General features: G+C 69.9%; 27 protein-coding genes, 2 tRNA genes and 1 pseudogene. 13 read left to right on the top strand and 17 right to left on the bottom strand.

Features of this window, described 5'->3' with window-relative positions:
- Positions 1–61: 61 nt before the first annotated feature.
- Positions 62–135 (top strand) — tRNA-Thr (locus BFN33_RS39125).
- A 45-nt stretch (positions 136–180) separates the two neighbouring features.
- Here the strand turns inward: BFN33_RS39125 and BFN33_RS50665 are convergent.
- Positions 181–692, bottom strand: a pseudogene (locus BFN33_RS50665) (tyrosine-type recombinase/integrase); the annotation flags it as partial.
- A 271-nt stretch (positions 693–963) separates the two neighbouring features.
- Here BFN33_RS50665 and BFN33_RS53445 point away from each other — a divergent pair.
- Positions 964–1028: transfer RNA gene (locus BFN33_RS53445), tRNA-Thr, on the top strand.
- Positions 1029–1043: 15 nt separating this feature from the next.
- Here BFN33_RS53445 and BFN33_RS39115 read toward each other — a convergent pair.
- Both BFN33_RS39115 and BFN33_RS39110 read right to left on the bottom strand, forming a co-directional pair.
- Complete coding sequence (locus BFN33_RS39115) at positions 1044–2141, bottom strand: HAMP domain-containing sensor histidine kinase (protein ID WP_069764965.1); 1098 nt, start codon at positions 2139–2141, stop codon at positions 1044–1046.
- Between the two features lie 10 nt (positions 2142–2151).
- Positions 2152–2853 (bottom strand): response regulator transcription factor, encoded by a 702-nt coding sequence (locus BFN33_RS39110; protein ID WP_069764964.1) that lies wholly within the window; start codon positions 2851–2853, stop codon positions 2152–2154.
- A gap of 264 nt (positions 2854–3117) precedes the next feature.
- On the opposite strand from BFN33_RS39110, the gene BFN33_RS39105 reads away from it, so the two are divergent.
- A complete protein-coding gene (locus BFN33_RS39105; RefSeq protein WP_370743356.1) occupies positions 3118–4023 on the top strand; it encodes an endonuclease/exonuclease/phosphatase family protein in 906 nt (301 codons plus the stop codon).
- 18 nt (positions 4024–4041) lie between these two features.
- Here the strand turns inward: BFN33_RS39105 and BFN33_RS39100 are convergent, their stop codons facing one another.
- Entirely contained in the window at positions 4042–4515 is a 474-nt protein-coding gene (locus BFN33_RS39100; RefSeq protein WP_069764962.1) for a GNAT family N-acetyltransferase, read from the bottom strand.
- A complete protein-coding gene (locus BFN33_RS39095) occupies positions 4512–5447 on the bottom strand; it encodes an aminoglycoside phosphotransferase family protein (protein WP_069764961.1) in 936 nt (311 codons plus the stop codon). Before BFN33_RS39095 ends, BFN33_RS39100 begins: the two co-directional genes overlap by 4 nt.
- On the opposite strand from BFN33_RS39095, the gene BFN33_RS39090 reads away from it, so the two are divergent.
- Positions 5446–6087 (top strand): rhomboid-like protein, encoded by a 642-nt coding sequence (locus tag BFN33_RS39090; protein ID WP_088245478.1) that lies wholly within the window; start codon positions 5446–5448, stop codon positions 6085–6087. The two genes, BFN33_RS39095 and BFN33_RS39090, sit on opposite strands and share 2 nt — an antisense overlap.
- A gap of 11 nt (positions 6088–6098) precedes the next feature.
- Positions 6099–7496 carry an FAD-binding oxidoreductase gene (locus tag BFN33_RS39085; RefSeq protein WP_176742582.1) on the top strand — a complete coding sequence of 466 codons (1398 nt, stop codon included), beginning with the start codon at positions 6099–6101 and terminating at the stop codon, positions 7494–7496.
- Positions 7497–7515: 19 nt separating this feature from the next.
- Here the strand turns inward: BFN33_RS39085 and BFN33_RS39080 are convergent, their stop codons facing one another.
- Both BFN33_RS39080 and BFN33_RS39075 read right to left on the bottom strand, forming a co-directional pair.
- Positions 7516–8496, bottom strand: coding sequence for a zinc-binding dehydrogenase (locus BFN33_RS39080; protein ID WP_069764959.1), 981 nt, complete (start codon positions 8494–8496; stop codon positions 7516–7518).
- Between the two features lie 76 nt (positions 8497–8572).
- Positions 8573–9733 carry an NAD(P)-binding protein gene (locus BFN33_RS39075; RefSeq protein WP_069764958.1) on the bottom strand — a complete coding sequence of 387 codons (1161 nt, stop codon included), beginning with the start codon at positions 9731–9733 and terminating at the stop codon, positions 8573–8575.
- A 130-nt stretch (positions 9734–9863) separates the two neighbouring features.
- Between BFN33_RS39075 and BFN33_RS39070 the strand changes: the two genes are divergently transcribed.
- On the top strand, positions 9864–10586 hold the full coding sequence (locus BFN33_RS39070) for a pentapeptide repeat-containing protein (protein WP_176742581.1): 723 nt from the start codon (positions 9864–9866) through the stop codon (positions 10584–10586).
- An 85-nt stretch (positions 10587–10671) separates the two neighbouring features.
- Here the strand turns inward: BFN33_RS39070 and BFN33_RS39065 are convergent, their stop codons facing one another.
- Positions 10672–11172, bottom strand: a complete 501-nt coding sequence (locus BFN33_RS39065; RefSeq protein WP_069764956.1) for a hypothetical protein — start codon at positions 11170–11172, stop codon at positions 10672–10674.
- Between the two features lie 40 nt (positions 11173–11212).
- Between BFN33_RS39065 and BFN33_RS39060 the strand changes: the two genes are divergently transcribed.
- Positions 11213–12604 carry a M1 family metallopeptidase gene (locus tag BFN33_RS39060; RefSeq protein ID WP_069764955.1) on the top strand — a complete coding sequence of 464 codons (1392 nt, stop codon included), beginning with the start codon at positions 11213–11215 and terminating at the stop codon, positions 12602–12604.
- A 21-nt stretch (positions 12605–12625) separates the two neighbouring features.
- Here the strand turns inward: BFN33_RS39060 and BFN33_RS39055 are convergent, their stop codons facing one another.
- On the bottom strand, positions 12626–13147 hold the full coding sequence (locus BFN33_RS39055) for an N-acetyltransferase (RefSeq protein ID WP_069764954.1): 522 nt from the start codon (positions 13145–13147) through the stop codon (positions 12626–12628).
- 69 nt (positions 13148–13216) lie between these two features.
- Between BFN33_RS39055 and BFN33_RS39050 the strand changes: the two genes are divergently transcribed.
- Positions 13217–13756 (top strand): hypothetical protein, encoded by a 540-nt coding sequence (locus tag BFN33_RS39050; RefSeq protein ID WP_069764953.1) that lies wholly within the window; start codon positions 13217–13219, stop codon positions 13754–13756.
- Between the two features lie 146 nt (positions 13757–13902).
- Here the strand turns inward: BFN33_RS39050 and BFN33_RS39045 are convergent, their stop codons facing one another.
- A complete protein-coding gene (locus BFN33_RS39045) occupies positions 13903–14487 on the bottom strand; it encodes a Uma2 family endonuclease (RefSeq protein ID WP_069764952.1) in 585 nt (194 codons plus the stop codon).
- Positions 14488–14774: 287 nt separating this feature from the next.
- Here BFN33_RS39045 and BFN33_RS52795 point away from each other — a divergent pair, with 287 nt between their 5' ends.
- On the top strand, positions 14775–15464 hold the full coding sequence (locus BFN33_RS52795; RefSeq protein ID WP_141758037.1) for a hypothetical protein: 690 nt from the start codon (positions 14775–14777) through the stop codon (positions 15462–15464).
- A gap of 182 nt (positions 15465–15646) precedes the next feature.
- On the opposite strand, the gene BFN33_RS39040 is transcribed toward BFN33_RS52795, so the two are convergent.
- The 4 genes from BFN33_RS39040 to BFN33_RS39030 all read right to left on the bottom strand — a co-directional run bounded on the left by BFN33_RS39040 (position 15647) and on the right by BFN33_RS39030 (position 18020).
- Positions 15647–15994 carry a hypothetical protein gene (locus BFN33_RS39040; protein ID WP_176742580.1) on the bottom strand — a complete coding sequence of 116 codons (348 nt, stop codon included), beginning with the start codon at positions 15992–15994 and terminating at the stop codon, positions 15647–15649.
- A gap of 40 nt (positions 15995–16034) precedes the next feature.
- Entirely contained in the window at positions 16035–16880 is an 846-nt protein-coding gene (locus tag BFN33_RS39035) for a helix-turn-helix domain-containing protein (protein ID WP_069764950.1), read from the bottom strand.
- A 203-nt stretch (positions 16881–17083) separates the two neighbouring features.
- The gene (locus BFN33_RS50660) at positions 17084–17293 is read right to left on the bottom strand and encodes a hypothetical protein (protein ID WP_079141254.1); all 210 of its coding nucleotides are present in this window, start codon (positions 17291–17293) and stop codon (positions 17084–17086) included.
- A gap of 151 nt (positions 17294–17444) precedes the next feature.
- The gene (locus BFN33_RS39030; RefSeq protein ID WP_069764949.1) at positions 17445–18020 is read right to left on the bottom strand and encodes a TerD family protein; all 576 of its coding nucleotides are present in this window, start codon (positions 18018–18020) and stop codon (positions 17445–17447) included.
- A 174-nt stretch (positions 18021–18194) separates the two neighbouring features.
- Between BFN33_RS39030 and arfB the strand changes: the two genes are divergently transcribed.
- Positions 18195–18632, top strand: a complete 438-nt coding sequence (arfB, locus tag BFN33_RS39025; protein ID WP_069764948.1) for an alternative ribosome rescue aminoacyl-tRNA hydrolase ArfB — start codon at positions 18195–18197, stop codon at positions 18630–18632.
- A 102-nt stretch (positions 18633–18734) separates the two neighbouring features.
- Complete coding sequence (locus BFN33_RS39020; RefSeq protein ID WP_069764947.1) at positions 18735–19577, top strand: sigma-70 family RNA polymerase sigma factor; 843 nt, start codon at positions 18735–18737, stop codon at positions 19575–19577.
- On the opposite strand, the gene BFN33_RS39015 is transcribed toward BFN33_RS39020, so the two are convergent.
- Both BFN33_RS39015 and BFN33_RS39010 read right to left on the bottom strand, forming a co-directional pair.
- Positions 19574–20044: a GNAT family N-acetyltransferase gene (locus BFN33_RS39015; RefSeq protein WP_069764946.1), complete on the bottom strand. Its 471-nt coding sequence runs from the start codon at positions 20042–20044 to the stop codon at positions 19574–19576. The two genes, BFN33_RS39020 and BFN33_RS39015, sit on opposite strands and share 4 nt — an antisense overlap.
- A gap of 42 nt (positions 20045–20086) precedes the next feature.
- On the bottom strand, positions 20087–20662 hold the full coding sequence (locus tag BFN33_RS39010; protein WP_079141253.1) for a flavin reductase family protein: 576 nt from the start codon (positions 20660–20662) through the stop codon (positions 20087–20089).
- 339 nt (positions 20663–21001) lie between these two features.
- Here BFN33_RS39010 and cdgB point away from each other — a divergent pair, with 339 nt between their 5' ends.
- Both cdgB and BFN33_RS39000 read left to right on the top strand, forming a co-directional pair.
- Complete coding sequence (cdgB, locus tag BFN33_RS39005) at positions 21002–22663, top strand: diguanylate cyclase CdgB (RefSeq protein ID WP_069764944.1); 1662 nt, start codon at positions 21002–21004, stop codon at positions 22661–22663.
- 121 nt (positions 22664–22784) lie between these two features.
- A complete protein-coding gene (locus BFN33_RS39000) occupies positions 22785–23741 on the top strand; it encodes a CBM35 domain-containing protein (RefSeq protein WP_069764943.1) in 957 nt (318 codons plus the stop codon).
- Between the two features lie 3 nt (positions 23742–23744).
- Here the strand turns inward: BFN33_RS39000 and BFN33_RS38995 are convergent, their stop codons facing one another.
- Positions 23745–24674 (bottom strand): 1-phosphofructokinase family hexose kinase, encoded by a 930-nt coding sequence (locus BFN33_RS38995; protein ID WP_069764942.1) that lies wholly within the window; start codon positions 24672–24674, stop codon positions 23745–23747.
- Positions 24675–24676: the final 2 nt, after the last annotated feature.

The following is a 24676-nucleotide window of genomic DNA, read 5'->3' as shown; positions in this document are numbered from 1 at the left end:
AGAGGAAACGGGCGCTGTGTACAGTGGAGGCGCCTTCGCGTACGGCGTTCTGGTACGCGGCGCCTCCTTAGCTCAGCTGGAACGAGCAGCTCACTTGTAATGAGCAGGTCGTCGGTTCGAATCCGACAGGGGGCTCTGTCGAAGCCCAGCTCAGACCCTGTCTGAGCTGGGCTTTTTTGCTCAGAGGAGGCGGCGACGGGCGCGTGCCGCGAGGCTGTCCGTGCTCTCGGTCCTGGGAGAATGTGATCTGCCCTTCACGTACCTGCGGGTCTGGCTGATCTGGGTGTGCCGGAGGATCTCCATGATGGTTGGCATATCCACCCCGAGTTCGTTCAGCATCGTGCCGGTGGTGTGGGGGCTGCCGTCGTAGAGGCGGCGGTCGTCGATCCCGGCTTCTTCGAGCAGTTCCTTGAACTCTTCCCAGTCCTGGCGGGTGAAGACCAGCCTGTGTTCCTGCCACTTGTCTCCAGCCGCCACTTGCTCAACGGCGGCGGATGGGCACGGCGTTCCTGCTCTTCTTGGTCTTCGGGCGAGTGAAGACCAGGCCCCCCGCCCTTGCGTTCCGGGCAGGCGCTCGCGTGCTTTGTGCAGTCCTTCGGGCACGGCTTGGGGCACCCGCGCTTGTAGTTCTTGTGCGTCTGGCAGTCCGGCGGGCACGGATCGAACCGGTGAAGGCGCTCACCGCAGGCGTGGCTACGTTCCCGGCGACCTGCCGGTGGAGGTCCGAGCGGCGCCCCAGAGCGCGGCAACCACCGCGAACCGCAGGAGCGCCCGCAATGGCGGTCAGGGGTTTCTCCTGACCGCCGCCGAGCGCGGGGCCATCGAGGAGCGCAGTGTCCTGCTCGCCGCAGAGCACTTCGAGACCCAGGGTAGCCACTCGGTCCACCACCATCCGCTGTCGTCCGATGGGTCCGTCGATCCTTCTGACCTGGTTGGGAGTGTCTTTCGCGAACACCCCTGGACGCCCCCGGAACAAGTTCGGACAACTTGTAATGCGTAGGTCGTCGGTTCGAATCCGACAGGGGGCTCTGTCAATCCCCAGGTCAGACCTCGTCTGAACTGGGGATTTGTGTTGGCAGCTCCACGCTGATCCGGAGGCCGCCGGCCGGGCGCGGGGCGAGGGTGAGCATTCCGTCGTGGGCGTGGGCGATGGTCTTGACGATGGCCAGGCCGAGGCCGACGCCCGCGTGGTCGGTGTGGATGCGTTCGGTGCCGCGCTGGAAGGGTTCGGTGAGGGTCGAGACCAGTGCCGGGGTGAGTCGCTCACCGGTGTTCTCGACGGTGAGCACCGCCGTCCCGGGGCGGGCGTCGGTATGGACCCACACGGTGCCCCCGTCGGGCAGGTTGTGGACGATCGCGTTGTGCACGAGGTTCGTGGTCAGCTGGAGCAGAAGTGCCCGCGATCCGGTCGTGATGGTGATCTCGCCGCCGGTTTCGAGGGTGACGCCGTGCTTCTCCGCGAGGGGGAGGAGTGTTTCGGTGGCCTCCTCCGCCAGGAGGGACAGGTCGACGCGTTGTCGGGTGAAGGATCGCTGTTCGGCGCGGCTGACCAGGAGCAGTGCCTCGGTGAGGTCGATCGCCCGGGTGTTGACGGTGTGGAGGCGGTCGATGAGTTCGGCGGTGTCGTGGTGGGGGTCGGTGCGGGCCACGTCGAGAAGTGACTTCGAGATGGCGAGCGGGGTGCGTAGCTCGTGGGAGGCGTTGGCCGCGAATCTGCGCTGTTCGGCGACGTGTGCTTCGAGGCGGGCGAGCATCGCGTCGAAGGCGTCGGCGAGTTCGCGGAACTCGTCGTTGTGGCCCGGGAGCTTGATCCGGTGGGAGAGGGATCCGTGTGTGGCCCTGCGTGTGGCGTCGGCGATGCGCGTCAGGGGGGCGAGCATGCGGCCGGCGAGGATCCAGCCCCCGACGAGGCCGAACACGAGCAGGAAGGCGAGTACGGCGGCCGCCCTCGGAGCGAATACGGCGAGGAGGGCGGAGCGGATCGGGAAGACGCCGCCCGTGGGACCGTCGTCGGGGTTGTAGAGCATCCCGCGGTCGGGGACGTAACGCAGGAGGAAGAGCCATACCGCGGCAAGCAGCAGGACCCCGGCCAGCATGAGGAATCCGGCGTAGCTGAGGGTGAGTTTGAGGCGGACGCTCATGCCTGGTGCCCTATCCACGCTCGTCTCCCCCGAGGCAGTGGCCGGTGTCCGGCCGGGCGTCGATGCGGTATCCGGCGCCGGGCACGGTGGCGATGACCCAGGGTTCGCCGAGCCGTTTGCGCAGGGCCGAGACGGTGATGCGTACGGCGTTGGTGAACGGGTCGGCGTTCTCGTCCCACGCGCGTTCCAGGAGTTGTTCGGCGCTGACGACTCCGCCTTCGGCGGCGACGAGGACTTCGAGGACGGCGAACTGTTTCCTGGTCAGTGCGACGTAGCGGCCGTTGCGGTAGACCTCTCGGCGGAACGGGTCGAGGCGCAGATCCGCGATCTGCCGTACGGGGGGCCTGCTGTGGGCGCGTCGGCGGTCGAGTGCTCTGAGTCTGAGTGCGAGTTCCTGGAGCTCGAAGGGTTTGGTGAGGTAGTCGTCGGCGCCGAGTTCGAAGCCGGTGGCCTTGTCGTCGAGGCGGTCGGCGGCGGTGAGCATGAGGATCGGCATGCCGCTGCCGGAGTCGATGATGCGTTTGGCGATCTCGTCTCCGGAGGGGCCGGGGATGTCCCGGTCGAGGATGGCGATGTCGTAGGGGTTGATGCTCAGCAGTTCCAGTGCGGTGTCGCCGTCGCCCGCGATGTCGGCGGCGATGGCTTCCAGGCGTAGGCCATCGCGGATGGCTTCTGCCATGTAGAGCTCGTCCTCGACGATCAACACACGCATGCCTTCGATGCTACGAGCGGGTGCATATCGTCGGCGTATCGAAAACCGCATACGGGCCGGCAACACCGTGCTGTCTTGACTGGTCGTATGACGAGAAACCCGCCCTCGGTCCGGACTGCGACCCGCCGGACCCACCCGTCTTCACAGGGTGGCTCCGGTGTCCGGTGGGCCGGCCTCCGTCGGGTGGTCCGCGCCTGCTCCGGGCCGGGTCCCTGGAAGCGCGGCCCGGTGCTCGCGGCGCTGGCGCTGCTGCTGGGCCTGCTGATGCTGCTGCACGCGGAGATCACTGACTACGGGGGTCTCGGCAGTCTGGTGGAGACTTTCCTGCCGTGGTTCGGGCTGTTCGTGCCGGTGCTGCTGGCCGGGGCGCTGTGGCGCCGCTCCGCCTCCGCGGTGGTCGCGTTGCTGCTGCCGGTCATGGTGTGGCTGAGTCTCTTCGGCGGGCTGCTCGGCGACAGGTCCCACTCGGGCGGTGAACTCGTCGTGGCCGGCCACAACGTCGGTGCCGACAACCCCGACCCGGCCGGCACGGCCCGCGACCTGGCGGCCTCGGGGGCGGACGTGTTGGGCGTGGAGGAGATCACCGCGCAGGCGAAGCCGGTGTACGAGAAGGCGCTGGCGAAGGCGTATCCGTACCACGCGGTGCTCGGCACGGTCGGGCTGTGGAGCAGGCTGCCGCTGTCGGACGTCCGGCCGGTGGACACCGAGATGGACGCCGGGCCGCTGGGGGACACCAAGCCGGCCGCCGTCAAGCTGTCCTACAACCGTGCTTTGCGCGCGACGGTGGCGACGAGCCGGGGTCCGCTGGCGGTGTACGTGGCCCACCTGGGGTCCGTACGCGTGATGCCCAGGATGGGCTTCTGGACGGACAGCCGGGACCGTAATGCGAAGGCGCTCGCCAAGGCCGTGGCCGCAGAGCCGAGCGGGCGGGTGGTGCTGCTCGGCGATTTGAACGGCACGACGGACGACCGCGCGTTCGCCGGCCTGACCTCACGGCTGCAATCGGTCCAGGACACGGCGGGGGAGGGCTTCGGTTTCACCTGGCCGGCGAAGTTCCCGGTGGCGCGGATCGACCAGATCCTGGTGCGCGGTGTGAAGCCGGAGAGCTCCTGGGTACTGCCGGCCACGGGCAGCGACCACCGACCGGTGGCGGCAGGGATCAGCTGGTGACGCCCGCGCGAGGGCTCTCTATGTGCCGGACGCCTCGACGAGGGCCTCGTCCGTCAGGCGGTACACCGTCCACTCGTTCTGGGGGCGGGCGCCTAGGGCCTCGTAGAAGTCGATCGCGGGGGTGTTCCAGTTCAGGACGGACCATTCGAGGCGCTGGTAGCCGCGCTCGACGCAGATGCGGGCGAGCTCGGTGAGCAGGGCCTTGCCGTGGCCGCCGCCGCGGGCCGTGGGGCGGACGTAGAGGTCCTCCAGGTAGATGCCGTGGACTCCGCGCCAGGTGGAGAAGTTGAGGAACCAGATCGCGTAGCCGATCACCGAATCCGTGGAGTCGGTCGCCACGTGCGCGTAGGTGGCGGGACGGGGGCCGAAGAGGGCCTCGTGGAGTTGCTCCTCGGTCGCCTTCGCCTCCTCCAGCGCCCTTTCGTATTCGGCGAGTTCGCGGATGAGGGCGTGGATCGCGGGGAGGTCGGCGGGGGTGGCGGGACGGATCACGGCTGTCGGCTCCGGTGGGTGCGCAGGCGGTGGGCGATCTCGAGTTGGCGGGGTTCTGTGGGGCGGCCGTCCTCGATGTCCCAGAGGCTGTTCTGGAGCAGCCGTCCCAGCGTCCAGGCACGCGCGCGTGCGCGATCCAGGCCGAGGACGTCGGTCATGGCGTCGAAGCGCCAGGTGATCTCGTCGGCTTCGAAGCGGTTGTCGAGGGCGGGCCAGAGTTCGAAGCCGGGGTCGCCGGCGAGGGGTTTGGGGTCGATGGCGAGCCAGGGTGCGCGCTCGGCGGCGAGGACGTTCTCGTCGTGCAGGTCCCAGTGCAGGAGCCGGTCGCCGGGTTCGTCGGCGACTTCGCGTACGGCGGCCGCGCAGTCGGCGAGGGTGCGCCGGACCTCGGGGTCGGGGACGCGCTTGAGGGCCTCGGGGGTCCGGTCCAGCATGGCTCGCGCGATGTCACCGAGCCGGCGCATCCCGGCGGGGGCGGGCTCCGCGGTCAGATGGGCGAGCAGATGGGCGATGACGAGGACCGCGTCACGGGTGCCGGGCAGCGTGGACAGCATGCGGTCGGAGTCGAGGCGCTCCAGGAGCATGGAGTGGGTGACCGGGTCGTGGTCGAGGAGGCGGACCGCGCCGTCGCCGTCCCACAGGCGCAGGGCGACGGGTTCGCCGACACTCTCCTCGTCGAGGAGCTGGAGTTTGAGGGCGGCCGGGGTGCCGTCGGTCCGGCGGACGACGGGCAGGACCAGCGCGGCGACGCCGTGCATGGGGGAGCCGTCAGGTCTGAGCTGCCAGCGCTCCAGGAAGTCCTCGATCAGGGCCGGCAGTCCGGCGATGAACTCCCGGCCCTTGTCGCCGTTGTAGAGCTCCTGTGTCGCCGCCAGTTCCTCCGGGATGTCGATCACGTGCCGGACCCTACCGGCGTGGGTGAATCGCCTCATGCGAATTAACCGGGGTGCCCACCGGGTGTGGGCCTACATCCGCAGCGCCCCCGGCACCTATGTGTGGCTGGCGGTTCTTTTCGTGACGACGGTGGCGCTGCACCACATGTCGCCGGAGTTCGAGGAGGAGTTCCTGCGGCAGCGTTCGACCAACATCCATGAGCTGTCGAGCAATCCGGTGCGGGTGCTGATCGCCAGCGCGATGTGGATCGACGGCGGGCACTGGCTGCCGTACGTCGTCCTCTATTCCGTCTTCCACGCGCCGGCGGAGCGCTGGCTGGGGACCGCGCGCTGGCTGGCCGTGTGCGCGGCGGCGCACGTGCTGGCCACGCTGATCAGCGAGGGGGCGCTGCTGTGGGGGATCCGGCAGGGGATGGCGCCCGCGTCCGCGGTCGACACGCTGGACATCGGGGTGAGTTACGCGCTGGCCGGGGTGGTCGGCGTGTTGGTGTACCGGATTCCGGCGCCTTGGCGGTACGTCTACGGGTTCGCGGTTCTCGTCGTGTACGGGGTGCCGCTGGTGACCGGGCGGACCTTCACCGATCTCGGCCACTTCACCTCCGTACTGATCGGATTCGCGTGCTGTTCCCTGGTGAGAGTGCGGAATCCGAAGGAGACAGCGGGCGCGCCGGCGGGTTAACGTCCCAGGCCATGAGCAGCACTGCCGTGAACGGCGGCATCTCCTTCTGGTACGCGGACGACGGCTTTCCCGAGGCGCGGGAGCCCCTAGGCGGTGACGCGTCGGCGGATGTGGTGATCGTCGGCGGCGGGTACACGGGACTGTGGACGGCGTATTACCTGAAGAAGGCCGTGCCCTTCCTGCGGATCACCGTCCTGGAGCAGAAGTTCTGCGGCTACGGCGCCTCCGGGCGCAATGGTGGCTGGCTCTACAACGGCATCGCGGGCCGCGACCGGTACGCCAAGGTGCACGGCCACGAGGCCGCCGTACGCCTGCAGAAGGCCATGAACGACACCGTCGACGAGGTCGTCCGGGCCGTCGGCGAGGAGGGCTTCGACGCCGGGCTCCACAAGGGGGGCGTCCTCGAAGTCGCGCGTACGCCAGCGCAGTTGGCGCGGCTGAGGGCCTTCCACGAGCACGAGCTGGCGTACGGCGAGAAGGACCGTGAGCTGTACGGCGCACGGGAGACGGCCGAGCGGATCCGGGTCGCGGACGCGGTGGGGTCGTCGTGGACGCCGCACGGGGCGCGGGTGCACCCGGTGAAGCTGGTGAAGGGGCTCGCGGCGGCCGTCGAGGCGCTGGGCGTGACCGTCCACGAGCAGACGCCGGTGACGGAGATCCGGCCCAAGCACGCGGTCACGCCGTACGGCACCGTCCGCGCGCCCTATGTCCTGCGCTGCACCGAGGGCTTCACCGCCGCTCTGAAGGGCCAGAGGCGGACCTGGTTGCCCATGAACTCCTCCATGATCGCCACCGAGCCGCTGACCGAGGCGCAGTGGGCGGCGATCGGCTGGGAGGGGCGCCAGACGCTTGGGGACATGGCGCACGCCTACATGTACGCGCAGCGCACCGCCGACGGGCGGATCGCGCTGGGCGGGCGGGGGGTGCCGTACCGCTTCGGTTCGCGCACCGACAACGACGGGCGGACGCAGGCGGCGACGGTCGAGGCGCTGCGGGAGATTCTCGTGGGGTTCTTCCCGATGCTGGCCGGGACGCGGATCGCGCACGCCTGGTCGGGGGTGCTCGGGGTGCCGCGCGACTGGTGCGCGTCGGTGACGCTGGACCGTTCGACGGGTATCGGCTGGGCGGGCGGTTACGTCGGTTCGGGCGTCGCCACCGCCAACCTGGCCGCCCGGACCCTGCGCGACCTGGTCCAGCGGGACTCCGGGCAGGGCGGCCGGACCGAGCTCACCGAACTGCCCTGGGTCGGTCACAAGGTGCGCAAGTGGGAGCCGGAGCCGCTGCGGTGGCTGGGCGTGCAGGGCATGTACGCCACGTACCGCACGGCGGACCGGCGCGAACTCACGAGCCACCGCGCGGAGTCGTCCCGGCTGGCGCGGTGGGCGGACCGGGTCGCCGGACGGCACTGACCTTCCCGAGGCCGGGGTCTCATGGCTCCAGGACCACCTTTCCGGTCGTGCCGCGGGTTTCCAGCGCCCGGTGTGCGGCGGCTGCCTCGGCGAGCGGGAAGCGCTGTACGGCGGGGGTGAGACGGCCCGCGGCGGCTTCGGCGAGGGCGCGCAGTTCGAGGGTGCGGATCGGATTGGGCCCGCCGGCCTTCTGCGCCATGACGGGTCCGAGGACCTGCTGGGAGACGCCTTCGACGAGGTACGGCTGTCCGTTGTGGATGCCCTCGCCTGACCAGCCGAAGACGATGTGCCGGCGCTGGTGGCCGAGAAGGGCGACGCACTCTCGGGCGACTTGGCCGCCCACGCCGTCGAAGACCACGGTGGCGGGCCGGCCGCCGAGGAAGGCGCGGACCTTCCCGGGCCACGCGGAGTCCTGGTAGTCGATGGCGAGGTCGGCGCCGTTGGCGTGCACCTGTGCCGTCTTCGACGGTCCGCCCGCGAGGCCGATGACGGTCGCTCCGGCGTTCTTCGCGTACTGCACGAGCAGCGTGCCGATGCCTCCGGCGGCCGCCGGGATCACGGCCACCGAGTCCGGGCCGAGCTCGGCGAACTGCAGGATCCCCATCGCCGTACGGCCCGTGCCGATCATGGCGACGGCCTGGGCGAAGTCGAGGTTGTCGGGGATCTCGTGGACGCGGTCGACATCGGTGACGGCGAGTTCCGCGTAGCCTCCGGGGGCGAAGCCGAGGTGGGCGGCCACGCGCTTGCCGAGCCACAGCTCGGCGACGCCGTCACCGAGGGACTCGACGACTCCGGCGACCTCCCGGCCGGGGACGGTGGGCAGCGTGGTCGGCCTGGGCAGCGGGCCCTGATGCCCCTCGCGCAGGGCGGTGTCCAGGAGGTGGACACCGGCCGCCCGTACGGCGATACGGACCTGGCCGGGGGCCGGTGCCGGGTCGTCGGTCTGCTCGTAGGTGAGGTTCTCGGCGGGGCCGAAGGTGTGCAGGCGGATGGCGTGCATGGAGGGACTCCCTCTGTGGGCAGGAGCTCCGCGGGCTGGGGCGGGGCTCTGTCGGCAGGACACCCACCCTCCGACCTCAAGCATGCTTGAGGTCAAGGGCGTTCCGGCCGAGTGCCAGCGATACGGCGGTGAGCGCGCTGTTGAAGGAGACCTCCGAGAGCACCCCGGGCGCCGCGACCTGGTCGCCCGCGAGATAGACGCCGTCGCCCCGGTCGACGGCCGGCCGGTCGCGCCAGTTCGTGCCGGGCAGGTCGACGGCTCCCGTACGGCCGTTCGCGACGGACTCGCGCCGCCAGGTGACGCGTTCGCGCCAGCCGTCGAAGGCGAGATCGAGCAACTGCTCCGCGCGCGCGACCCCGTCCGCCCTGGTCTCGTGCGGGGCGATCGGGATCTGCCCCTGCAGGAGCTGCTCGCCCGCGGGTGCCAGGGTGCGGTCCTGGGCGGTGAACCGTTCGATCCAGCCGGGGGAGTCGAGGTCGGAGACGGCGAAGGCGTCACCCCGCCGAGTGCGCAGGGCGAGGTCGAGAAGTGCCGTACGGCCGCTCGGCCAGGTCAGCGAGTCGTCGCCGAGGAGCCGGCGGGCCGCGTGGAGGGAGGTGGCGACGACGACCGGGGTGTCGGTGGGCAGGGTGTCGACGCGGGAGAGGGTCTCCATGCGGACGCCCAGGTTCCAGGCGCGGGCGGCCATCCGGTCGACGACGCCGGCCCAGCCGCCGCGCGGGTAGTGCGCCTCGGGCGGCAGCTTGGTGGCCCGCCGCAGCCGCTCCTGCACGAACGCGGCGGACAGGGCGCCCGGGTCGTGATGGAACAGGGCGACGGCCGAGTAGTGGGCGGCGGCACGGGCGCCCTCCTCCCCGGCCTGCCCGGTGGCCCAGGACAAGAAGTCCACGTCGACCGGGGCCTGTTGGGCACTGTGGCGCAGCAGCTTGAGCATCGCGAAGGGCGGGGTGCGGCGCAGTGCGCCCTTGTGCCGCAGCCGCAGCCGGGCCGCCTCCAGAGGGGGGAGCGGTGCGAGCGGTCCGATGAGGTCGCGCTGCCGGAGCCAGGACCAGTGCGGGCCGCCGTTGTACAGAGCGTGCGGGCCGTCGTTCGTGCGGTACGGCCCGTCGGCTGTCCGGGCCCGGCCGCCGAGCGTGTGATGGGCCTCGTGCACGGTGACCTTGGCGCCCGCCTCGGCTGCGGAGATCGCCGCGGTCAGCCCGGCGAGGCCGCCGCCGATGACGGTGATGCGGTGCATGGCTGGGGGTCTCCCTCTTCTCGGGGTGGGGTCCGTCGTCGGTATGACTGATTGAGGGCACCGGAATGTGACATGGGGAGTGTCCGTGCAGGTCAGGGGGATTGTCAGTGGTGGGGTGCAGGATGGGGGCATGGCGAGGAGAGCGACGGCTGGGGCGAGCGGGTCCGGTAGTGCCGGCGGGGGCGGCGGTGCGGGTGGCTCGCGGGTGAAGGGGGCACGGCGGCCGGAGGTGCGGCTGCCGGCGCTGGAGCCGCACGGCGGAGGGGAGCTGGAGCCGGACGGGGACTACGACGGGCTGGAGTTCCTGGAGGCGGACTTCGCGGGGCAGGACGGGGCGGGGGCCCGTTTCATGGACTGCGCGCTGAGAAGCTGCGCGCTGGACGAGACCCGGCTGCACCACGCCCGCTTCCTCGACTCGGTCCTCACCGGCATACGGGGCGTGGGCACCGACCTGGCGGAGTCGACCCTGCGTGACGTCGAGCTGATCGACGCCCGCCTGGGCGGAGTGCAGTTGCACGGCGCGGTCCTGGAGCGCGTCGTGATCCGAGGCGGCAAGATCGACTATCTGAACCTGCGCACGGCCGTCCTGAAGGACGTCGTCTTCGAGAGCTGCGTCCTGGTGGAGCCGGACTTCGGCGGCGCGCGGCTGGAGCGCGTGGAGTTCGTGGACTGCACCCTCAAGGGCGCGGACCTCACGGCGGTGACCCTGAAGGACGTGGACCTGCGAGGCGCCGCGGTACTGGAGATCGCCCGGGGAATCGACCGGCTGGCCGGAGCCGTGATCAGCCCGTCACAACTACTGGATCTGGCACCGGTGTTGGCGGCGGAGGTGGGGATCCGGGTGGAGGGGTGACGGGGGCGCGGGCGGGCCCGCACGTTCTCTTATGAGCTGCCGGAAGTGGGGCCGGGCCTTGGGTTCCGGGCGCAGCTCTCCATGATCACTTCACCCTGGGGAACCGTGCCTGGAGCGTCCAGATCGCCGGGTTCTCGCCCAGGTCTTCGTGGAGGTCGATCAGGTCGGCGATGAGGTCGTGCAGGAAGTCGCGGGCCTCGCGGCGCAGGTCCCCGTGGGAGAAGGTGAGCGGGGGCTCCTCCACCGGCATCCAGTCGGCCTCGATGTCCACCCAGCCGAAGCGGCGCTCGAAGAGCATGCGATCGGTGGACTCGGTGAAGTCGAGTTCGGCGTGCTGGGGGCGGGAGGCGCGGGAGCCCGCGGGGTCGCGGTCGAGGCGTTCCGCGATGTCGCACAGCGCCCACGCGAAGTCGAGCACCGGCACCCATCCCCAGGCTGTGGACAGTTCCCTGTCCTCCTTGGTGTCCGCGAGATAGACGTCTCCGCAGAACAGGTCGTGCCGCAGCGCGTGGACGTCCGCGCGGCGGTAGTCGGTCTGCGGCGGGTCCGGGAAGCGGTTGGAGAGGGCGTAGCCGATGTCGAGCACGTACGAGATGGTGCCACGCGGCCTCTCATAGGATCACCACGTGTCCCGATCCGCCCTGCTCGTCCCCACCGCCCTGCTCCTCGCGAGCGCCCTCACCGCGTGCGGCGGCGGAGTGCACGGCACCCCCGGCGGCCCCGGTCTGCGCGACCCGTACTTCCCGAAGGCCGGCAACGGCGGCTACGACGTCACCCACTACGATCTCGACCTCGCCTACGACCCGGACACCGCGAAGCTCTCCGGTACCGCGACCCTCACCGCCCGCGCCACCCAGGACCTGTCCGCCTTCGACCTGGACCTCGACGGCCTGGACATCAAGACGGTCACCGTAGGAGGCGACAAGGCCCGCTGGAACCGCGCCGGCCAGGAGCTGACCGTACGCCCGCACGACGACCTCGACGAGGGCAGCGCCTTCCGCGTGACCGTCGCCTACTCCGGCACCCCGAAGACGATCACCGACCCGGACGGCTCCGAGGAGGGCTGGCTGCCCACCGAGGACGGCGCGGTGGCCCTCGGCGAACCGAACGGCTCGGTGGCCTGGTTCCCCGGCAACCACCACCCCTCCGACAAGGCGTCCTACGACCTCACGATCACCGTCCCCGAGGGCCTCCAGGCCGTCTCAAACGGCGAGTTGACGGCGAGCAGGACCAGCGGCGGCCGTACGACCACCACCTGGCACACCGCCGAACCCATGGCGAGCTACCTCGCCACGCTCGCGATCGGCCACTACGACGTCCACCGCAGCACCACCTCCGATGGGCTGCCCGTGTTCACCGCGGTCGACCCGGCGGAGGCGGCTGCGAGCCGGAAAGTACTGGCGCAGATCCCCTCTGTGATGAAGTGGGAGCAGGCCACCTTCGGCCCGTACCCCTTCTCCTCCACCGGCGCGATCGTGGACCGCGAGGGCGACGCCGGTTACGCCCTGGAGACCCAGAACCGCCCCTTCTTCCCCGGCGCCCCCGACACCGGGACCCTCGTCCACGAACTCGCCCACCAGTGGTACGGCGACTCGGTCACCCCGAAGACCTGGCGCGACGTGTGGCTCAACGAGGGCTTCGCGACCTACGCCGAGTGGCTGTGGGCCGAGGACCACGGCGGCGACAGCGCCCAGAAGACCTTCGACGAGCTGTACACACACGGCGAGGACGTCTACAAGGACCTCTGGGACTTCCCTCCGGGCAAGCCGTCGAGCGCCGCGCACCTCTCCGACAGCCCCGTCTACCAGCGCGGCGCGATGGTCCTCCACAAGATCCGCCAACGGCTCGGCGACACCGCCTTCCGTGCCCTCCTCCGCGACTGGCCCACCACCCACCGCCACGCCACCGCGGACACCGACGACTTCACGGCATACGTCGAGGACCTCGCCCCCGACGAGGACTTCGGCCCGATCTGGAAGGAGTGGCTGTACGGCGACGGGAAGCCGGAACGGGCGTAGCCGCCGGTCCCGTGGTCCTTGTCAGCCCTCGGTCAGCGGCTTGCGCAACACCGAGCAGGGGCGCCCGTGCTGCAGGTCCGAGCGGTGGTCGATGACCTCGTAGCCGAGGTCCGTCCAGAAGGCGAGGGCGCGGTCGTTGCCGTCGAGGACGGCGAGACGTACGGCGGTCCGGCCCTCGGTGCGGAAGCGGTCCTCGACGAGGGCGGCGAGCCGACGCCCGTAGCCCTGCCGGTGTACCTCGGCGGCCACCATCAGTAGCCCGATCCACGGGTCCGGGTCGGCCGGGTCCGGGTGCCGGGCGAGCGTGATGGCCACCCCGACCAGCCGGCCCTCACTGCGCGCCAGCAACACCTCCGCGTCCGGATGCGCGAGTTCCTCGGCCAGCGCCGCCGCCACCTGCTCCGGCCGGATGTCGTCCGGATCCGGGAAGTCCCCGCTGAGAGCCATGAAGTCACGGTTGGCGGCGTACAGGGCGGTGAGTTCGGTCAGGAGGGGGCCGGGGATGTCGTGGTCGGGGGTGAGGTGGAGGGGGGTGAGGAGCATGCGGGGCAGAGTAGTTGAGGCTACGTTCGAACCTATGACGCACGCCGTGACATCCCGGCCGGTGGCCCATTGAGCGGCTGGTGGGCTTACCTCGAGGAACGGACCTGTCAGCAGGTCGACGCCGACGTGCTGCGGGATCGCCGGCTGTCGGCGGTCAGGACCGTCTGGGAGGCGTTGCGTCCGCTGGGGGTGGGCCTGCACGAGGCCGAGCGGGTGGTTCACGCGCGATACGAGGCCCTCGGCGACCGAGTGCAGCGCACACCGCCCGATCCGCTCGACCTCGCGTCACTTGCAGCGCGCGTCGCAGCCCTCCCGGGCCGTGTGGCGGCGGTGGAGGCCTATTGGGACGGCGACACCGTGCACGACTGGTTCGTACTTCTGGTCGCGGTCACGGACTCCCCGGACGGGGAGAGCCACCTGGCTACCGTGTACCACCGCCCCGACGGCTCTCCGCCGGCCGCTGCCGCCGCCAAGGCGGGCCGGGAACTGGCCGGCCATCTTGGCGTGCCGTTTCACTTCGCTTCCCCGGACGTCCCGGATGACGAGGCACCACGCTGGCGGACGGGGCGGCGGCCGGAGGAGGGGCCGTGCGTCCGGAGCGAGGGCTGAATCCCTGTGCCTCAACGAGGGCGGGCGTCTACAAACGGCTGCCGATGCGGGCCCTCGACGGCACCCGCGAGCGGGTGTTCACCGCTCTGATGGCGCAGGCCGATGCCAACGAAGAGCCGGAGTGGGTCGTCTCACCAGACTCCACGTCACGTGCGATCCGCGAGCTCCTTGTAGCGCGGCAGGTCGTCCGTGGAGATTGTCCAGTCGCCGATGGTGACATCCTCGCCGTAGACGAAGTCCTTGCGGGTGGCGTAGCGGGGGCCGTCGGGGGTGGGGTGGATGTCGGTGAGGACGGCTCCGGTGCCGGTTCGGGGATCGAAGATCGCGTAGATGGGGATGCCGATCAGTGGGTAGTCGCGCATCTTGCCCACCCAGTCGTTGTCTGGATTTGAACGGGAGACCACCTCGATGGCGGCGACGAGGGCGCAGGGAACGAAGGAACCCGGGATGTCCATGTCCGCCCAGGCGATCACAATCACGTCGGGCCGCCGCATGATGCCCCCGAACTCGTCTTCGACGTCGGGTCTTCCGGTGTGGGCGACGATCTCCACCGGCATGGCCTTCTCCAGCCGCTTCCGGAGCACAAGCCTCGTCAGCTCGTGAGGGCTGTTGGGCGAGATCATGTCGTGGACGATCCCTTCCCTGGTGATCTCGAACTTGCCGGGGAGGACGTCGTCCAATGCCTGAACGACCTCCCGCATGGCTCGGTAGACCTGGATCGCCACATTCATGGTCAGAACCCTAGATAGGAACGCTGATGGTCTCGACCACTCCGGAAGTCGTGGCCACGGTGGGTGGAGTGAGCCTCTTTGAGCTGGCTGCTTGAACGTATGCTCTTCCTCGTTGCAGACAAAGAAGGAAAACGCTGGAGTGAGGCGGGGGCATGGTTCTCTTCATAAGCGCATCTCTGGACACATTGACTGCGGGCGGAATCGGGAATTCCGTAGCAGGGTGGTACAGGGCTGCTCTTGCCGGGCCACTGTCGGGCCTGCGGCAGGTGGAGGAACAGGGTGGCCAAGTGTCTTCTATCGCGTGTACGCAAAGGGATGAATCGAGCCGCGAGTTGGATTATTCGCCGGTTTCGCAGAAATGGTCACTCATGGAGCGGGAGCTTTCGGATGCCCCCGAATCGGGGGACTTGCTCTTCTTTAGAGGGGGCGGAGACGGGCCTACGGCGCATGTCAAGAACTCCAGTATTACAGTTCGCCATCCCAAAATGTCTCTCTCGGTATTGCTCGAAGTTGGCGATGGCGAGATGGCGGACCCGGGCTACTGTTCAGGTATTACAGATTTCCTTGTCGTAAGTCTGAATGGTGTGAATCCTGCATTCGCTCGTGTTGATGTGACAGGTCCGTGGGGAGATGGCACAAATCTCGACGTGGTTCTGGAGCGACGGCCGCGTTATTCCGTTGATGAAGCAAGGGAATTTCTGCGCGGCTATTCATGGATCACGGTGTGTCCGGACGAACTGTGCGGGAGGCTGGGCGGGGCTTCCGGGCTTGCTGCCAGTGGCGCTTTCTGCAGGGTGATCCCACTTGCGGCCGGCGGCGCCGTACTGCAGGCCACCGAGACGCTATCGGGTTTTTCCGACGACGCCATGCGGGACGTATTTCGTGTCCTGGCCCCGGTGCTTCCTGCGGGCATGCCTCGTTTCGATCCCGCCCATCCAAAAGTGCGCTATGTCCCGGAAGACGCCAGCGCCATGTGAGTGAACCTCTTTCATCACGGACTGTCGGGGGTGAGCAGTGTTGGTCAAGGGCAGTGACGGGGCGAAGCCCCTCGTCTTTGGGTGGTGATCTCACAACACGCCGACGGCCGGGGGGTAGGGCTTCGTCGTTCTCGGGTTCGGATGGGAATGATCACGTGAGTCCGAGGTCGCCAGCGGCCGGGTCATGTTCCGATCGCGAGAACTGCAGAGCCCTGCTCGCGAACTGCCTTCAGCGCTTCCTCCAGGACTGCGCTCAGCTCTCGGATGGCCGCCTGCGCAATGGCTGGATCCTCGTGGTCCAGGTTGTTCTCCGCCTGGGTGTAGCGGCTGGACAGGTCCGGTCGCCGGGCGATCTTGATGTCCCTGGCCCAGATGAGGACCCAGCTCTGCACCGGGCTGAGGGATTGCCACTCGACGGCTTTGGCGAAGGCATCGTCCTTCATGTTCTGCATTTCGTCGAGACGACCCGGAGCGACCACGGCAAGGCCTGCACGCAGGGCGTCCGGCGTCAGCCCAGGACGGGGGATCACCTCGTGCCCATGGTCGGCCTGACTACGGGACGGAGCGGTCTCAGGTGGTGGTGATGGGAGTGCGGCAGTCACGGCAGAGTCCTGGAGTCGGTGAGCGGAAGACGCGGGTGCAGCCGTCGCAGTTCTGGAACGGGTGCCGTACAACCGGGGGTGGGGCCGGAGGCCGGTATGGCGGCAGGGGTGGCAGCTGGGCGGCGAGGCGGTGGGCCAGGAGGGCCGCCGGGCGGTGCAGGGGCTCAGTGGGGAGGCGGGCGGTCAGGGCGTCTCGTACGGCGGTGGGGGTGAGGTCCCGTTCCAGCCAGGCGGCGACTCCGGGGGCAAGGTGTTCCGCGTCGGTGGCCGAGAGGAGCAGGCGGGGGTCGTGGCGGCGGAGGCCCGCCAGGACGTCGGTGGCCTGCTGGAGGAGGGCGGGGGCGGGATAGCCCGGCTGCGGTACGGCCGGGAGGAGCCTCTTGCGGGGCGGTTGCCGTTTCTTCGGTGGTCCGGGGGCCTGGTCTTCGCCGGCCCGGCCGCGATGACCAGGCCGGTTGCAGGAGACCGTGCGGGTGACGATACGACCGCCGGGGACGCGTTCGCGGGTGCGGCGGAGATAGCCATGGGTCTCCAGATCCCGCAGGGCCGCGGCGATACGGTCCCTGCCCTCGGGGAAGCGGGCCGCGAGGGTCTTGATGTCCACCGGAGCGCCTGTGGGGAGGGACTGGATGTACAGGGCCAGCCCTCTGGCGACGAGCGAGAGGTCGGGGTGTTGGGCGAGGTGGTTGCCGATCACCGTGAAGCGGGTGGTGTGGCGGGCGTTGTCGTGGAGCAGGCCACCCACGCGGGAGTGGTTTTTGTCCGCGGTACGGGACTGGGCGCGCGTCGGCGCGCTAGGGTTTTGGGTGTCCATCGGGAAGGTCCTGACTTCCTTGGTGGTCAGGCCCTCGCATCGGGATGCCAGTCCCGGCGAGGGCCGTTGCATGTCTGCGGTTGTGTTGCGCCGACTGTAGGGCAGGCAACCGGGGCGAAATCCAGCTGAGTTGGCGATGTTCACTCGGGCGAGTGAGCTGCAACTTCGCGGCGGGAGGAGGGGTGGGGCTTGGTTGGTTTCTTTCAGCCCGGAGTTCTTTGGGAAAGGCCGCCCGCGCCACCGAAGTACGGGTTCTCGGGATGCGGTGAAGGGTCGAGTTCCGCCCACACCGTCTTGCGGGGGCGGGGCCCCGGCGCCACGCCCCAACGGTCGGCGAGCGCGTCCACGAGCACGAGACCTCGGCCCGACTCGGCTTCCAGCGCGGGGAGTTCGGCGCGCGACTTCCGCCTCACCCTTTACGTCGTCGGCGACACCCTGCGCCGCGACTCCAGGAACGCCCCCACCGGCCCCGCCTCGTTCGTGTCGCAGGCGTAAAGACAGAACGCCGAAGCCCCCGGCCGACACGACCAGGGGCTCCAACGGCACAGCTCAGCGCAGCTGACGTCAGACGTTCACGCCGAAGTCCGTCGCGATGCCCACCAGGCCGGACGCGTAGCCCTGGCCCACCGCGCGGAACTTCCACTCCGCGCCGTTGCGGTACAGCTCGCCGAAGACCATCGCCGTCTCCGTGGCCGCGTCCTCGGAGAGGTCGTAGCGGGCGATCTCGGCGCCGCCGGCCTGGTTGACGATGCGGATGTAGGCGTTGCGGACCTGGCCGAAGTTCTGCGAGCGGTTCTCCGCGTCGTAGATCGAGACCGGGAAGACGATCTTGTCGATGTCGGCGGGGAGGCCGGCCAGGTTGACGTTGATCGCCTCGTCGTCGCCCGCGCCCTCGCCGGTGCGGTTGTCACCGGTGTGGACGATGGTCTTGTCCGGGGTCTCCTTGTTGTTGAAGAAGACGAAGTGGCCGTCGGAGTAGACCTTGCCCTGCGGGTTGACCGCGATCGCCGAGGCGTCGAGGTCGAAGTCCGTGCCGGTGGTGGTGCGGACGTCCCAGCCGAGGCCCACGGTGACGGCGGTCAGGCCCGGAGCCTCCTTGGTGAGCGAGACGTTGCCACCCTTGGACAGGCTTACAGCCATGGTTTGGGAGTCCTTCCCTCGTTTTTGTACGGCAAGTACGGGCTTGAAGTTACAGCTACCCCTATGAACGCCGCGAGGGGCGTCGAAGGTTCCCCGTGTCTTTACTTTCTTTACCAAAGAGAGGGCGGCCACCGGGCGATATTCGGGTGACGTGGACCGGACAGAGCCGGGAACATGGAGTCCATGTCCGGTCCCCACGTCATCCGCGGCTCCGTCTCGCTCCCCGAGGCCGAGCTCATGTGGCGTTTCTCGCGCTCCTCCGGCCCCGGTGGCCAGCACGTCAACACCAGTGACTCCCAGGTGGAGCTGCGCTTCGACCTGGCCCGCACCGAGTCCCTGCCCGACGTGTGGAAGCAGCGTGCGCTGGACAGGCTGGCCGGGCGGCTCGTCGACGGCGTCGTCACCGTCCGCTCCTCCGAGCACCGTTCACAGTGGCGCAACCGCGAGACCGCCGCCGTACGGCTCGCGGCGCTGCTCGCCGAAGCCACCGCTCCGCCGCCCAAGCCGCGGCGGGCGACGCGCATCCCGCGCGGGATCAATGAGCGGCGGTTGAGGGAGAAGAAGCAGCGCTCGGACACCAAGCGGGGGCGGCAGGGGCGGGACTGGGGATAACTCCGGCCCCGTAAACGACCCGCAACCGCCCCGCGTGTGTCACATCTCCACCGTCCCGTCCGTCAACTCACCGACGGCGGACGACGACGAGAGCGGTGACCCATGGGCGACGACGACTTCCTTGCCGAACGGTTCGAGGCGCACCGGGGGCAGCTGCGGGCGGTGGCGCGGCGGATGCTCGGGTCGGGGGCCGAGGCCGAGGACGCGGTGCAGGAGACGTGGGTGCGGATGAGCCGGTCGGACACCACGCACGTCGACAACCTCGGTGGCTGGCTGACGACCGTCGTGGGCCGGGTCTGCCTCGACATGCTCCGCTCCCGCAGGTCCCGTGCCGAACAGCCCCTGGAGCCAGAGGTGCCGGTCCCGGCCGTAACCCCAGACCCCGAGCAGGACGCCGTCCTCGCCGACTCCGTCGGCAGCGCCCTCCTCGTCGTCCTCGACACCCTCAGCCCCGCCGAACGGCTCGCCTTCGTCCTCCACGACCTCTTCGCCGTCCCCTACGACGAGATCGCCGGCGTCATCGGCAAGTCCCCGGCGGCCACCCGCCAGCTCGCCAGCCGGGCCCGGCGCCGGGTGCGGGGCGCCCAGGTCAGCGACACCGATCGAACGCGCCGGCGTGAACTCGTCGACGCCTTCCTCGCCGCCGCGCGCGAAGGTGACTTCGACGGGCTGCTGAAGGTCCTCGACCCGGATGTCGTGGTGCGCACGGAGGTCGGGGTGACGACGGGCGCCCTGGCCGTGGCCAAGGGGGCGACGAGCTACTCGCGGCACATCGTCGGCGTCGCGGTGCCCGTTCTCGTCGAGGGCCGTATCGGCATCGCGCTCCTGCGGGACGGCCGCGTGGAGCGGACGCTCGCGTTCACGTTCGTACACGACCGGATCGCGGTGATCGACATCACCACGGACCCGGTCCGGGCGGCCCGGCTGGAGATCACCTTCGTCTAGTCGAGGCTCAGCACTCCGACGGTCTCGCCCCCGCTCAGCTCCCCGGTCCGGCGGAAACCGAGCCTCAGGTAGAACTCCGCCGGGCCGTCGTCGCCCTCGTGCCAGGTGACGTACAACTCCTTCGTGCCCCGGCGGCGCAGCTCCGCGGCGACGGACTCGACGGCGAACCGGCCGTAGCCCCTGCCCTGGGCGTCGGCCGCGATGTTCAGCCGCCACAGGCCGGAGCGGACGACGGTGCCGCCGTCGCCGCGCCAGTCGATGTCGAGGAAGGCCATCAGGAAGCCGACCGTGCGGTCACCGTCGACGATCAGACGGGGCCAGGCGACGCCCGCGGGATGCACGTAGGCCTCGGCGAGGGACTGCATGACCGGGGAGGCGGCGAATTCCTGCTCGGGACGGACCCGTATAGCGGTCGCCGTTTCGAAATTCCCGGGTGTGACCTCTTCGAGGCGGGGTGCGAATGTCATCCGGGGACCTTATGCCGGAGTGCTGGCGCGCGGCCACGGAATTCATCCCAGCTGGCGGTACCTGCCCCGGAAATAGGTCAGCGGCCCTCCGTCCGCGCTCGGCACGTCGGCCGTCAGGACGCGGCCGATCACCAGGGTGTGGTCGCCGGCCTCCACGCGCTGTTCGGTGCGGCACTCCAGGGTGGCGAGGGCGCCGCCCACCAGTGCGGCGCCGGTGGTCGCGCCGCGGACGTAGGGGATGTCCTCGAACAACAGGCGGTCGCTGATGCGGCCCTTCATGGCGAAGCGGCCGGCGATGTGGCGCTGGCTCTCGGACAGGACGGAGACCGCCCAGTGGGGCTGCTCGTCGAGCAGGTCGTCCATCCGGGAGCCCGTACGCAGGCTGACCAGCACGAGAGGTGGATCCAGGGAGACCGAGAGGAACGCCGTGGCCGTCATGCCGACGTCCTCGCCGCCCGGTCCCTCGGCGTCGAGCGGGGGCTCGAACGCGGTCACCAGGACCACGCCCGCGGCCAGCCGGGACATGGCGGCGCGGAACTCGTCGTTGCTCACCCCCACAGCATGCCCGGAAGCGGGCGGAGGGATCATCGGGGCGGTGGCGGGGGGAGTGTTCGGCACGCGGGAAACGCTAATGTCCGGTCCGGGCGCTCCGCATCGGGCCTTCGTCCGAGGCGGGACCTAGGTCCACCGGCGGAGATGGACAGGGTGTCCACAAACGCCCAAAGTTTGCGTTCAGTAAACGCACAGGGAAAGCGCAGAAACTCCACTCAATTGTTCATCTTCCGCTGTGACTTGAGTCACAAGGGGCGGTATTTGTTGACCCTGTGTACCGAGTGGGCAGCGCGCTGTGATTCAGTGGCGGGGAAGTACCGACGAAGCCGCACCAACGAAGCCGCACTGAAGATACGCCGAAGAGAACCCTTGATTCGCTGCGAGGTCTCGGGGGGAGGGCGAGCAATGGAGAGCGAGTCGGAGCCGTACGTCCGTCTTGCGTCCCTGCGACAGCTGCATCAGGTCATGGCCGACATGAACACGGCCCGCAGCCTGGCCGACACACTGCAGACCGTCGCGAACGGCGTGGTCACCGCACTCGGTTACGAACTGGCGTGCGTCAATCTCGTGCGCCCCGACGGCGACCTCGTGGTCGCCGCCTTCTCCGGGAACCAGGCCGCCGAGTCGCTGATCACCGGCCGGGTGGGCTCCCGTGAGTCCTGGGAGCGCCGGCTGAGCATGGGGGAGACCTGGGGCGACCTGGTCTTCATCCCGCACACCGAGGGCTGGGTCCTCGACGACGACGACGTCCCGCAGTGGTACACCGACGGCCCCGCGCCCCGCTTCGAGGACGAGTGGCACCCCTCGGACCGGCTGTTCGCGCCGATGTACACGCCGGGTGTGCAGGGCGGCCAGTGCGGCGAACTGATCGGCGTGCTCTCCGTGGACCGGCCGCGCAACGGCCGCAGGCCGGGGGCATGGGGACGCGAAGCGCTCCAGATGTACGCGTTCCAGGCCGCCATCGCGATCAGCAACGCGCGTCTGCGGTCGAACATGCAGCGTGCACTGGTCAGGCTCGAAAGGGAGCAGCAGGCTCTCAGGGCCAGCGAAGAGAGCTTTCGGCAGGCCTTCGAGTACGCCCCCTCCGGCATGGCCATCGCCGAGATGGGCGGCGACCAGCACGGCCGGATCCTGCGCACCAACGACGCCCTGTGCCGTCTCCTCGGCCGCCCCGCGTCCGCGATGCGCCGCTACTCCTTCTCCGACCTGGTCCACCCCGAGGACATAGGCACCCTGCTGCGGACCTCCGCGGAAGGCGGGCGCGCGGAGCTCCGCCTCGGGCGCCGGGACGGCACGTACCTCTGGGTGTCCCTGCGCAACTCGGTGGTCGCCGACGCCGCTGACGGGCCGCGCTTCCTGCTCACCCACGTCGAGGACATCGAGGAGCGCAAGCGCCGCGAGCTCCAGCTCGCCCACCGCGCCTCCCACGACTCCCTGACCGGCCTGCCGAACTCCGCCGAGCTGCGCTCGCGGCTGTCCTCCCGGCTCTGTCAGCAGCGCTCCACCCACACGGGCGCCGCGCTGGAGCCGGTCGACGCGGCCTTCGGGCACCCGGCCTTCGACGCGAACGGCCACGGTTTCGACTTCCGGCCGGGCGGCGCGGAGGCCTTCGAATCCTTCGACCACCATGTGCACACCGTCGCCCCCGAGGGGGAGCGCGACGACGGCACCAAGGGGCTCGCGGTGCTCTTCTGCGACCTCGACGGCTTCAAGTCGATCAACGACCGGTTCGGGCACAACGCGGGTGACGCGGTGCTCATCGAGGTCGCCCGGCGGCTGTCCCAGTGCGTGCGCGACGGCGACACCGTGGCCCGGCTCGGCGGCGACGAGTTCGTGATCCTCGCCGACGGGCTCGGCAAGGCCGACGCCGCCGACCTCGCCGTACGGCTGCGCAGCGAGATCATCCAGCCGATCCGTGCCGAGGGGCGGGCCGTGCGGGTCGGTGCCAGCTTCGGCATCGGCTGGGCGCACTGCGGCATGACGGCGGACGAAGTGTTGAAGTCCGCCGACGAACGGATGTACGTCGAGAAACGATCTCGTCCCAAACAACACAGACGCGCGGGATGATCCCCAGGTCAGCGAGCTGATGCGATCCGAGTCACCCGTTTGGGCCATCAGGAGCGGGTAGGCTCGCCATTCTGACCATCCGTATCGCATCCGATGCAGACCTGTTTGAGGAGTACCTGGGATGACGTCCGGCAACAACGGGGCGAGCGTGCCCGAGGACGACGACCCGTTCGGCTACCTCTACGCCGACGGTCAGGCCAACGGCGCCCAGCCGCCGTCCGGCGGCGGCTACGGCTACGGCTACCCGAACTCCGTCAACCGGACGCGCTCGGTCGGCCAGCGGCAGTACGGCCAGCAGCAGGCACCGGCCGCGCCGAACGGCCCGTACGGCCAGGTCCCGCAGCAGCAGGGCCAGAACGGCTACACCCAGCCCAGCGCCCACTACGCCGCCCCCGAGACCTTCCCGGGCGGCGCCCCCACCAGCCAGCAGGCAATGCCCGGCTACAGCGGCGGTGGCGGCGGCGGCCGGGGCGGTGGCCCCAACACCAAGGGCCTGCTGATCGGCGCGATCGCGGTGGTCGCCGCGGTGGTCATAGGCATTGGCATCGCGATGGCGGGCGGCGACGACAACGACAAGGCGGGCGACAGCGGGGCGTCCACGACGCCGTCCACATCGCAGAGCTCGGAGCCGAGCCCGTCGGCCTCCTCGTCCGAGGCGGCCGAGCTTCCCAAGGCCGACACGAAGACGATGCGCCTGGAGGGCGGCACCAGCGTCGCGTCCGACGTGAAGGGCGCCCAGTCCGACGGCGGCGTCTATGTCCAGGGCTTCAACCAGGTCGGTGCCTCGGTCACCTGGACCGTCAACGGCATCAAGAAGGCCGGCACCTACCGGGTCTACGTCCGCTACGGCCTCCCCGCCGAGGATGCCGACGCGACGGTGACCGTCAACGGGAAGTCCGCCTCCCGGCCGCTGAACATGAAGAACTTCGGTGGGCTTCCCGCGAACGGATGGCAGGAGACCTGGGCCCAGGTCTCCCTGACCAAGGGCACCAACACGATTCAGCTCTCGTGCCAGCAGGGCAACAAGTGCAACGCGCTGCTGGACCAGTTCCGCGTCACGGAGAACGTCGACCAGTAGGAGTTACGCCGCGCTGACCTCACCCGTGACCGTGACGCGGCCCAGCAGGTCCTCGTAAGCCGCGCGGTCGAACTCGCCCGCCACCGGGGCCAGTACCGTCGCCGCGGACAACGCGACCGCGCGAATCAGGCGGTCCGGCCAGGGGAGTTGGTCGACCAGGCCCGACAGGAGGCCTGCCACCAGTGAGTCGCCGGCGCCTGTCGGGTTGCCGTGGACGCGGGTCGGGGGCGTGGCGCTCCAGCGGCCTTCCGGGGTTGCCGCCAGCAGGCCCCGCGTGCCAAGGGAGGCGACCACCGCGAGTGCGCCCCGGCGGCGGGCGTCCTGGGCCGCGCGGAGCGGTTCGTGGGAGCCTGTCAGTTCGGAGAGTTCGTCGGCGTTCGGCTTGAGGATGTCCGGGCGGGCGGCGACCCCGCGGCGCAGTGCCTCTCCGCTGGTGTCCAGGAGGACCGGCACCCCGGCCGCCTTCGCCGTGCGGATCAGGCCCGCGTACGCCCCCACCGGCACCCCCGGCGGCAGGCTCCCGCACAGGGCCACCGCGGAGACGGACGGGACGAGATCCTCGTACGCCTCCTGGAAGGCCGACCACTCCGCCGGCGTCACCGTCGGACCCGGTTCGTTGAGTTGGGTGGTGTCGCCGGACTCCTCGTCCACCACGGCGATCGTGCGCCGGGTCGGGTCCCCGACCGGGACGAGCGCGTCCACCAGACCCGGCACGTCGGTGAGCCGGTCCTGGACCATGCGGCCCGTGGCGCCACCCGTGAAGCCGGTGACCGTCACCTCGTGGCCGAGCGCCGCCAGCACCCGGGCCACGTTCAGGCCCTTGCCGCCGGGGCGCTCGGTGACCTCGGTGACCCGGTGACTGGTGTGCGGCCGCAGTGACCGTACGCGATAGGTGATGTCGAGAGCGGTGTTCAGCGTGACCGTGAGGATCACCT

It is taken from the genome of Streptomyces sp. LUP47B (assembly GCF_001746295.1).
Taxonomy (GTDB): Bacteria; Actinomycetota; Actinomycetes; order Streptomycetales; family Streptomycetaceae; genus Streptomyces.
This window is presented reverse-complemented; position numbering and strand designations above follow the sequence as displayed.

Excerpts from the sequence above, each read along its gene's own strand:
- BFN33_RS39115 (WP_069764965.1), bottom strand. The coding sequence starts at position 2,141 with ATGAGCGTCCGCCTCAAACTCACCCTCAGCTACGCCGGATTCCTCATG.
- BFN33_RS39110 (WP_069764964.1), bottom strand. The coding sequence starts at position 2,853 with ATGCGTGTGTTGATCGTCGAGGACGAGCTCTACATGGCAGAAGCCATC.
- BFN33_RS39105 (WP_370743356.1), top strand. The coding sequence starts at position 3,118 with ATGCTGCTGCACGCGGAGATCACTGACTACGGGGGTCTCGGCAGTCTG.
- BFN33_RS39090 (WP_088245478.1), top strand. The coding sequence starts at position 5,446 with ATGCGAATTAACCGGGGTGCCCACCGGGTGTGGGCCTACATCCGCAGC.
- BFN33_RS39095 (WP_069764961.1), bottom strand. The coding sequence starts at position 5,447 with ATGAGGCGATTCACCCACGCCGGTAGGGTCCGGCACGTGATCGACATC.
- BFN33_RS39085 (WP_176742582.1), top strand. The coding sequence starts at position 6,099 with ATGAGCAGCACTGCCGTGAACGGCGGCATCTCCTTCTGGTACGCGGAC.
- BFN33_RS39080 (WP_069764959.1), bottom strand. The coding sequence starts at position 8,496 with ATGCACGCCATCCGCCTGCACACCTTCGGCCCCGCCGAGAACCTCACC.
- BFN33_RS39075 (WP_069764958.1), bottom strand. The coding sequence starts at position 9,733 with ATGCACCGCATCACCGTCATCGGCGGCGGCCTCGCCGGGCTGACCGCG.
- BFN33_RS39070 (WP_176742581.1), top strand. The coding sequence starts at position 9,864 with ATGGCGAGGAGAGCGACGGCTGGGGCGAGCGGGTCCGGTAGTGCCGGC.
- BFN33_RS39055 (WP_069764954.1), bottom strand. The coding sequence starts at position 13,147 with ATGCTCCTCACCCCCCTCCACCTCACCCCCGACCACGACATCCCCGGC.
- BFN33_RS39045 (WP_069764952.1), bottom strand. The coding sequence starts at position 14,487 with ATGAATGTGGCGATCCAGGTCTACCGAGCCATGCGGGAGGTCGTTCAG.
- BFN33_RS39035 (WP_069764950.1), bottom strand. The coding sequence starts at position 16,880 with ATGGACACCCAAAACCCTAGCGCGCCGACGCGCGCCCAGTCCCGTACC.
- BFN33_RS39030 (WP_069764949.1), bottom strand. The coding sequence starts at position 18,020 with ATGGCTGTAAGCCTGTCCAAGGGTGGCAACGTCTCGCTCACCAAGGAG.
- arfB (WP_069764948.1), top strand. The coding sequence starts at position 18,195 with ATGGAGTCCATGTCCGGTCCCCACGTCATCCGCGGCTCCGTCTCGCTC.
- BFN33_RS39020 (WP_069764947.1), top strand. The coding sequence starts at position 18,735 with ATGGGCGACGACGACTTCCTTGCCGAACGGTTCGAGGCGCACCGGGGG.
- BFN33_RS39015 (WP_069764946.1), bottom strand. The coding sequence starts at position 20,044 with ATGACATTCGCACCCCGCCTCGAAGAGGTCACACCCGGGAATTTCGAA.
- cdgB (WP_069764944.1), top strand. The coding sequence starts at position 21,002 with ATGGAGAGCGAGTCGGAGCCGTACGTCCGTCTTGCGTCCCTGCGACAG.
- BFN33_RS39000 (WP_069764943.1), top strand. The coding sequence starts at position 22,785 with ATGACGTCCGGCAACAACGGGGCGAGCGTGCCCGAGGACGACGACCCG.